4 protein-coding genes, 1 tRNA gene and 1 pseudogene are annotated in these 8,792 nt (G+C 71.8%); 5 read left to right on the top strand and 1 reads right to left on the bottom strand.

Going from position 1 to position 8,792, the window contains the following annotated elements; all coding sequences use genetic code 11:
• Positions 1-116: 116 nt before the first annotated feature.
• The 5 genes from ACWGPF_RS00985 (at position 117) to ACWGPF_RS01005 (ending at position 7,705) form a co-directional block, all read left to right on the top strand.
• Positions 117-2,801 (top strand): family 78 glycoside hydrolase catalytic domain, encoded by a 2,685-nt coding sequence (locus ACWGPF_RS00985; RefSeq protein WP_452331037.1) that lies wholly within the window; start codon positions 117-119, stop codon positions 2,799-2,801.
• 43 nt (positions 2,802-2,844) lie between these two features.
• Positions 2,845-4,122, top strand: a complete 1,278-nt coding sequence (locus ACWGPF_RS00990; RefSeq protein ID WP_452331038.1) for an MFS transporter — start codon at positions 2,845-2,847, stop codon at positions 4,120-4,122.
• Positions 4,123-4,200: 78 nt separating this feature from the next.
• Positions 4,201-4,914, top strand: a complete 714-nt coding sequence (locus ACWGPF_RS00995; RefSeq protein ID WP_452331039.1) for a TetR/AcrR family transcriptional regulator — start codon at positions 4,201-4,203, stop codon at positions 4,912-4,914.
• Positions 4,911-7,313 (top strand): glycoside hydrolase family 2 TIM barrel-domain containing protein, encoded by a 2,403-nt coding sequence (locus ACWGPF_RS01000; RefSeq protein WP_452331040.1) that lies wholly within the window; start codon positions 4,911-4,913, stop codon positions 7,311-7,313. The genes ACWGPF_RS00995 and ACWGPF_RS01000 overlap by 4 nt, the downstream gene beginning before the upstream one ends.
• Positions 7,314-7,631: 318 nt before the next feature.
• Positions 7,632-7,705, top strand: a tRNA-Met gene (locus ACWGPF_RS01005).
• A 124-nt stretch (positions 7,706-7,829) separates the two neighbouring features.
• On the opposite strand, the pseudogene ACWGPF_RS01010 reads toward ACWGPF_RS01005, so the two are convergent.
• A pseudogene (locus tag ACWGPF_RS01010) lies at positions 7,830-8,792 on the bottom strand (hypothetical protein); the annotation flags it as partial.

Raw genomic sequence — 8,792 nt, forward strand, 5'->3', positions numbered from 1 at the left:
CCACTCGAAAAACCTGCATCTAAGGTTTTCGCCGTCTAGGCTCCAGGTGCGCCACCTCCCGACCGGCGCCTGCGAAGGAGCACCCCATGGCCGAGCGCCGCTGTCGCCAACTGCGCGTGGAACATGCGATCCGACCGGGAGCGGTCGACGCCGATGCGCCGCGGTTCTCGTGGATCGCCGACCACGCGCAGACCTCCTACCGCATCGAGGTCTCCGACAGCGCGGGTGAGGCGGTGTGGGACTCGGGTCGTGTGCAGAGCGCCGAGACGTCGCTCATCGCGTACGCGGGAACGCCGCTCACCGCCCTCGAGGACTACCGGTGGCAGGTGACGAGCTGGTCGGGGGAGCGGGAGGCCCTGGTCGGCCGGTCGGAATTCGGCACGGCCCCCGATCTGACACGGTGGGGCGCCTCGTGGATCCAGCCCGTGCAGGAGCCTGCGCTGGTGGAGCGATGGACGCTGCAGGACTGGATCCGCGGCGCGGGGCCGGACTCCGATCCGGAGGGCCGCCTTCGCCCTGTCCAGCTGATCCGGCAGGCGTTCGCGCTCGGGGAGATGCCCGTCAGGGCCCGTCTCCTCATGACGGCGGAAGGCGTCTACTCCGCCTGGCTGGGCGGTGCCGCTGTCGGAGACGAGGTGCTCGCCCCGGGCTACGACAGCTACGGGCACCGCGTCAGCGTGCAGACCTACGACGTCGCGGCGAATCTCAGGCCGGGCGCGAACGTGCTCGCCGTCGTACTGGCCGACGGATGGTGGGCCGGGCGCATCGGCCTGACGGGATCCAGCGCGCAGTTCGGCGACCGCACGGCGCTCACGTGGGAGCTGCATCTCGCGTTCGAGGACGGCCGCCGCGAGGTCATCCGCTCGGGCGCGCAGAGCCGGAGCGCGCCCGGGCCCTGGAAGTATGCGGATCTGTTCGTGGGCGAGAAGTACGACGCACGTCGCGCGCTCGATTGGACGTCGCGCTCGTTCGACGACAGCGGATGGGCGCCCGTCATCGACCGCGGCGCGGACGTCGCGCGGCTCGTCCCGTTCCGCGGCGAGCCGATCCGACGGGTCGCCGAACTGCCGGCCGTGTCGACGACCCCGACGCCGGAGGGATGGATCGTCGACTTCGGGCAGGTGATCGCCGGACGCGTGCGTCTGAGCATCCCGGTCGTCGACGCGGGTTCTGAGGTCCGCATCGAGCACACCGAGACGCTCGACGCGGACGGGAACTGGTTCACGAACATCGTGGGCATCAACAAGGAGCAGGCTGACGTCTACGTCTCCGACGGCTCCGCGGCGGTGTGGGAGCCGGAGTTCACGTTCCACGGCTTCCGGTACGCACGCATCCGCGGGCTCGACCGCGTGCAGACGGACGACGCCGTGGCCGTCGTGATCGCCAGCGATGTCGAGTACACGGGCAGGTTCACCACGTCGGACGCCCGCCTGAGCCGCCTCCACGAGAACGTCGTCTGGAGTCAGCGGGGGAACTTCCTCTCGGTGCCGACCGACTGCCCTCAGCGCGAACGTGCCGGATGGACGGGAGAGATGCAGGTCTTCGCCCCCGCCGCGACGAACAACGCGAGAGTGCTCCCTTTCGTCTCCCGATGGCTCGACAACCTCCGGGCGGACCAGCTCCCCGACGGGCGCGTGCCGATCTTCTCGCCGCGCTCGCCGGTCGACGAGGAAGCAGCACAGGCGGGACAGGGGTTCGGGTCCATCGTCGCCGCGGCGGGGTGGAGCGACGCGATCGTCGTCGTGCCGTGGACGCTGTACGAGCGCACGGGAGACGTCCGGATCCTCGAGGAGAACTTCCCCGCGATGCTCGCGTGGGTCGATTACCAGACCCGCACCGCCGCGGAGGAGCTGCATCCGACGCTGCAGGGAGTCGAGCTCGCCCCCGAGCGCCGTCGGCGACAGGCGCTGCTCTACAACACGGGCGAGCACTTCGGCGACTGGCTGACGCCCTCGACGATGGCGGGCAGGCCGACGCACGAGGCGATCGGCATCGCGCCTGCGCTCACCTCCGAGCTGGTGGCCCCAATGTTCCAGGCGCACAGCCTCACGCTCGCCGCGCGTGTCGCCGGCGTCCTGGGAGAACCCGCGAGGGGTGCCGAGCTCGCCGACCGAGCCGCGAGGGTGCGGGCCGCATTCGCCGACGAGTACGTCGGCGACGACGGCTCGCTGCCCGTCGAGCTGCAGGGGATGTACGCGCTCGCGCTCGGTCTCGACATGCTCCCTCCCGGACGGCGGCAGGTCGCCGGCGACCGGCTCGCGCACCTCGTGCGCGCGAACGGCGGCCGGCTCGACACGGGGTTCCTGTCGATGCCCTACCTGCTCGACGCGCTGTGGGACAGCGGCCATCGCGACCTCGCCCGTGTGGTGCTCTGGCAGGCCGAGGCCCCCTCGTGGCTCTACGAGGTCGACAACGGGGCGACCACGATCTGGGAGACGTGGGACGGCGTCGCCCCCGACGGCACGATCCGCGAGATGTCGTTCAACCACTACGCGTTCGGCTGCGTCGACGACTGGCTGTTCCGCAGGCTGGCCGGTATCGCACCGACATCCCCGGGCTGGCGGACGGCCCGCATCGAACCGGACCTCGCCTGCGGGCTCGACGTCGTCGATGCCGCGGTCGACACTCCCTACGGGCCGATCGCGGTCCGCTGGGAGCGTCGCGCGGAGTCGGCGAGCCTCCATGTCGACATCCCCTTCGGAGTCGACGCGCAGCTCGTCCTCGACGACCACTCCGTCCCGCTCGCGCCGGGTCGCACCGACATCCCCGTCGTCGACCTCGCACCGGCCGTCGCCCTCTGAGCCTCGCCTCCCTTCCCACCCGTTCGTTCAAAGGAGAACATCCGTGTCCCGCATCGTCACATCCGTCCATCGGACATCCGTTGGAGCGCAGGGGAAGCCGAAGCTCGGCTTCCTCCTCCTGCTCGCCGCCGCCGTCGCATCCGCCAACGGCGCGCTGCTCGCGATGGCCATCCTCACGCTGTCCCTGAAGGCCTCGGAGGTCGACGCGGAGGGCGCGACGACGGTGCTGTCGATCGTCGTCGGCGTCGGCAGCGTGTTCTCGCTCGTCGGATATCCCGTGATCGGGCGGCTGAGCGATCGCACGCTCGCCCGCATCGGGCGCCGCCGTCCGTACCTGTTCACGGGTGCGGCGCTGTTCGCCGCGGGCGCTGGCGTCACGGTCGTCGCATCGACGGTGCCGGTGCTCACGGCGGGGTACGTCATCACGACCCTCGGGTTCGTGAGCGCGCTCGTCGGCGCGACGGCGCTCGTGCCCGATCAGGTCGCTGCGGAGCATCGCGGTCCGGCGTCGGCCATGCTCGGGCTCGGCGCGCCGATCGGCGCGCTGCTCGGGATCCTCCTCGCCACCCTCATGCAGCCGAACCTCGTCGCCATGATCCTGCTGCCGTCGGGCGTCGCCGTCGCGGCCGTGCTCGCCCTCGCGCTCGCCGTGTCGGACGAGGCGATCACACGCGATCAGCGGCCGTCGTTCTCGGCGCGCGAGTTCCTCGGCACGTTCTGGGTGAACCCGTTCCGGCACGCGGCGTACGGCTGGGCGTGGTGGAGCCGCCTCATGATCTTCTTCGGCGTCGCCGCGGTCAACGCCTATCAGGCGTTCTACCTGATCATGGTGCACCACATCGATCCGGCGACGGTCGGCACGTCCATCCTCGTCGGCGGCGTCATCTCGACCGGGCTGTCGATGGTGTTCGCGCCGCTGCTCGCCAAGCTCTCCGACCGGGTCGGGCGCCGCAAGCCGTTCGTCATCGCCTCGGCGGTCGTCTTCGCCGTCGGCCTGGGCGTGGTCGCGACCGCGACGACGTATCCGATGTTCCTCGTCGCCCTCGCCATCATCGGCATCGGGCAGGGCGTCTACTTCGCCGTCGACTACGCGCTCATCATGGAGGTGCTGCCCGACCCGCAGAACCCCGCGAAGGACCTCGGCATCATGAACCTCGCCAGCTCGCTGCCGTCGTCGATCGTCCCCGCCGTCGCGCCCGCCCTGCTCGCGATCGGGGCGAGCGCGGCGAACCCGCAGAACTTCGCCGCCCTGTTCCTCGCGGGCACCGCCGCCGCGGTCCTCGGAGCGCTGCTCATCCTCCCTATCAGGGGAGTCCGATAATCCCACGGCGTTTGGAATTCCGCTCGCCGGCCCGTACGCTCTGAAAAACCAATGGTGTTGTGAATTTCGGAGGCGACGATGCGAGTACCGGCATTCCCCTCGGTCTCGGTGCTGGCGAGCGAGGAGCCGACGACGCCCGGCAGCCGCGGGCCCTACCGGAAGACGGTGCTCACGCGCGAGGCCATCCTGCGTGCCGCCATGGACGTCTTCGCGACCCGCGGCTACCGGGCCGGCTCGATGCGCGAGATCGCCGAGCGCGTGGGGATGGATCAGACGAGCATCCTCCACCACTACCCGACGAAGGCCGCGCTCCTCCTCGCGGTCATGGAGGAGCGCGACCGTCGCGCCGACGAGCTCATCGAGGCGGAGCACCCGCAGACGCTGGGTGAAGTGCCGGAGGCGTTCCTCGCCCTGGCTCGCAGCAATGCCGACACTCCCGGCGTGATCCAGCTCTACAGCGTGCTCGCCGCGGAGTCGGTGACGCCCGACCATCCGCTCGGCGATTACTTCCGCGACCGCATCGCGCGCGTTCGCACGGGCTTCGCCGCGTGGTTCGCCGAGCTCGACACGGAGGGGCTCCTCCGCGACGGCGTCGATCCCGCGTTCGCGGCGTCGTCGTTCCTCGCCCTCTGGGAGGGCGCGCAGCTCCACGGCCTCATCGACGGCTCAGGCGGCGACGTCACCGAGACCCTCTCCCGCTCTCTGCGTCTCCTCGTCCGCGACGAGGCGTTCCCGCTCGAGGCCGTCCCCCTCGACGCCGTCCCCCTCGACGACGAGAGGCGTCCCTCATGACCGTCATCCCCCTCACCGCCGACTGGCGGGTGCGCGAGCCCGTCGGACCCTTCACGGGCGTCTTCGGCGAGACCGCGACCCGCACCGTGCGCCTGCCCCACGACGCGCTGCGCGACGAGACGCGATCGCCCGACGCGCCGGGCAAGGGCGCGGGCGCGTACTACCCCCGCGGGGCCTACACGTACCTCAAGACGATCGATGTGCCGGAGGAATGGCGCGGCAGGACGGTCGCCCTCGAGGTGCAGGGCGCGTTCCGCCGTGCGCAGGTGTTCGTCGACGACGAGCTGGCGGGCAACAGGGCCGACGGCTACGCGCGGTTCCTCGTCGACCTCACTCCGTACCTGCGGTTCGGGGGCACGTCGACGCTGCGCATCGAGGTGCGCGCGGGAGAGGACTCGCGGTGGTACTCCGGCGCGGGCCTGCACCGCCCCGTCCTGCTCCACGTGGACGAGCCCGTGCACATCGTGCCGGACGGCGTCCGCATCGACACCGTCCGCATCGAGGACGACCAGGCGGTCGTCGAGTACGCGACGACCGTGCGCAGCACGGAGCGAGCGACGCGCACCGTGCGCATCCGCTCGGAGGTCATCGCGCCCGACGGGGCGGTCGTCGAGCGCGACGAGACGCCGATCACCCTCGCACCCGGCGAGACGGGTGTCGTCCGGCAGCGCTTCTTCATCGTCGATCCGCGGCTGTGGGGCCCAGAGAACCCCGCGTTGTACCGCTCGTCGGTGCGGATCGTCGACGGCGGCGATGCCGTCGAGCAGCGATTCGGCATCCGCACGATCACGGTCGACCCCCGCAAGGGACTGCGCATCAACGGCGAGCCCGTGCTGCTGCGCGGCGCGTGCGTGCACCACGACAACGGCCCGCTCGGCGCAGCCGCGATCGGCCGCGCAGAGGAGCGCCGCATCGAGCTGCTGCGGGCAGCCGGCTTCAACGCGATCCGCGCATCGCACAACCCGGTCTCCGTCGCGATGCTCGACGCCTGCGACCGGCTCGGCATGCTCGTCGTCGACGAGGCGTTCGACATGTGGACCCGCTTCAAGACGCCCTACGACTACGCGGCGGAGTTCCCGCAGTGGTGGGCGGCGGACCTCGAGGCGATGGTCGCGAAGGACCGCAACCATCCCAGCGTCATCCTGTACTCCCTCGGCAACGAGATCGCCGAGGTCGGCACCCCGCACGGGGCCCGCTGGGCGCGGCGGATGGCCGAGCACGTCCGGGCGCTCGACCCTTCGCGGCCGATCACGAACGGCGTGAACGCCCTGCTCGCCGCCATCGACGAGGTGCCGCAGATCGTCGAGGAGCGGGGCGGGCTCAACGCCGCAGCGACGGGAGGCGACGACCTCTTCAACGCCGTGGGCGCGAGCGAGGCCGCGAGCGCCCGCATCGAGGAGTCGAGCGCGGTGCTCGACGTGCTCGGGCTGAACTACGCCGATGCGCGATACGCCGCCGACGCGGTCGCGCATCCCCACCGGGTCATCGTCGGATCGGAGACGTTCGCCGCGCAGATCGGCAGGCTGTGGCCGCTCGTCGTCGCGAACGACAACGTCATCGGCGACTTCACCTGGACGGGCTGGGACTACCTCGGCGAGGTCGGGATCGGCTCCGCGCAGTACGCCGACGACGCGGGCGCGTCGGGGCAGCTCGAGCGCGAGTTCCCCTGGCTCACGGCGTGGTCGGGCGACCTCGACATCACGGGATGGCGGCGGCCGGTGTCGTACTACCGCGAGATCGTCTACGGTCTGCGGAGCGAGCCCTACATCGCCGTTCGGCGACCGTCGCGCCACGGCGTCGAGGTCGTGAGCCCGTCGCCGTGGGCGTGGAGCGACTCCGTGTCGTCGTGGACGTGGACCGGATTCGAGGGCGTGCCCGTCGAGGTCGAGGTCTACGCCGCGGCCGAGAGGGTCGTGCTGCTGCAGGGCGGCGTCGAGGTCGGGCGTGCCGAGGTCGGCACCGAGCGGCCCCGTCTCGCCGTCGTCTCCACGACCTACCGTCCGGGCGAGCTCACGGCGGTCGCCTACGACGGCGACAACGAGGTCGGGCGCACGGTGATCCGCACGGCGGACACGCCCCGTCTGGCGGCGACGGCCGACCGCGTCGAGCTGGCGGCCGACGATGCCGACCTCGCGTTCGTCGCGATCGAGCTGCGCGACGCCGACGGCGTGCTCGCGGCCGACGCCGAGGCGGAGGTCGAGGTGACCGTCGAAGGGTCAGGCGTCCTCGCGGGGATGTGCAGCGCGCGGCCTGCGACGACGGAGCGCTTCGACGCGTCGACCTGGCGCACGTTCGACGGGCGCGCGCTCGCCGTGGTCCGACCGGATGGCGAGGGCGACATCACGGTGCGCGTGCGTGCGGCGGGCGAGGAGGTCGTGCTCGCCCTGCGGGCGGGCTGACGTCGCGCAGACCGTCGGTGTCAAGGGACCCGACAGGAGCGACGGCGCGGGCGACGATCGGTTGATGCTCCGGTTCCTGGGTCGTGCCCTCGCCGTCGGCTTGCGCGCGCTGCAGCGCGTCCGGGGGGACCGGCCCGGGTGCCGCGGTGGGCGCGCGATCTCCGCGAGCCGGCCTATCGCGCGGTGCAGGCGCGTTCCGCGGGATCGGCGCGCGCTGCGCAGGACGCACTGCATCGCGAGTGACGCACGGCGTCACGGTTCTCAACGGGCTGTCACAGCGGATGGCGGTGGCGGCCCGGTCGCGTAGCCTCGCTGCATCGCGACGTGCCCGAGAGGTCGAAGGGAACGGGTTCATACCCCGGTGCTCGCAGGTTCGAATCCTGCCGTCGCGTCGAATGCTCCCGCCCGCCGGTTCGAGGATGACTGTGCGGGTCCCGCGCGCCGTGGCCCGTTGGCGCTGTTGGTTCTCGGATCCCCGTCGCCCGTCGGTGCTGTCGGTTCTCAGATCGTGGCGGCTCAGAACGGCGGCGGGTCGCCGTCGGGGGTGAAGCGGAGGGTGGGGGCGGGGATGTCGGTGTAGGTGCGTCCGGTGGGGGAGGTCCAGTGGAGGATGCCGCCGGGTTTCTGGTGCACGGTCCAGGCGGAGTGGTGTTTGAGGGTGTGGTGGCTTTCGCAGAGGTAGGCGAGGTTGCAGATGCAGGTGGGGCCGCCGTGGTGGTGGTCACGGGTGTGGTCGGTGTCGGTGGTGCGGGTGCGGATGGGGGTGCGGCAGCCGGGGAAGCGGCAGTGCTCGTCGCGGGCGGTGAGGTAGCGGCGTTGCGCGGTGGTGGGGAGCCGGTGGTCGACGGTGAGGAGGGCGCCGGTGTCGGCGTCGTGGAAGAGGCGTTCCCATCCGGGTGCGTTCGCGGCGAGGTCGAGGGCTTGCACGATCGGGATCGTGCCGTGCCCGCACAGCCAGGCGCCGTCGGGTGAAGAACGCGCGGGAGGAGCGCCGCGCGGTGCGGGGGCTGGTGGGGTTCCGAGGTCGGGGAGGGTTCCGGTTGCGGCATCCGCGTTGTGGCGGGCGGCGACGGTGTCGAGGAGGGGTCGGGCGGGGATGGTGATCTGCACGTGCGCGCGGATGCCGGACAGTCCTGTGGGGACGCCGTCGGGGCCGGTGGTGGGGGCTCCCGCGAGGAGCAGGTCGGCGAGCACGTCGGCCTGCCGTTGCGCGGCGGTGCGCGCGTCCGGCGCGTCCGGCGCATCGGGGGCGGTGCGCGCGTCCGACTCGTGCATCGCGGCGGGGGCGTGAGGCGCGGCGGGGGACGCGATCCCGAACGCCGCTCCGGATGCGGACGCGGGTGCCGCGGGTGCGGTTGCTGTGGCGGTGTGGTCGGTGTCGGCTGTCTTCAGTTCGGACGCGAGGGCGCGGAGGCGTTCCAGGGCCGCGTGCCCGACGAGGGCGGGGAGGTAGGCGTGCAGCCATCCCATCCCGTCGCG

This window comes from Microbacterium sp. NPDC055683 (assembly GCF_053617895.1).

What these genes read in the sequence shown, in the direction of transcription:
- ACWGPF_RS00995 (WP_452331039.1), top strand. Translation starts at nt 4,201, where the DNA reads ATGCGAGTACCGGCATTCCCCTCGGTCTCGGTGCTGGCGAGCGAGGAG.
- ACWGPF_RS01000 (WP_452331040.1), top strand. Translation starts at nt 4,911, where the DNA reads ATGACCGTCATCCCCCTCACCGCCGACTGGCGGGTGCGCGAGCCCGTC.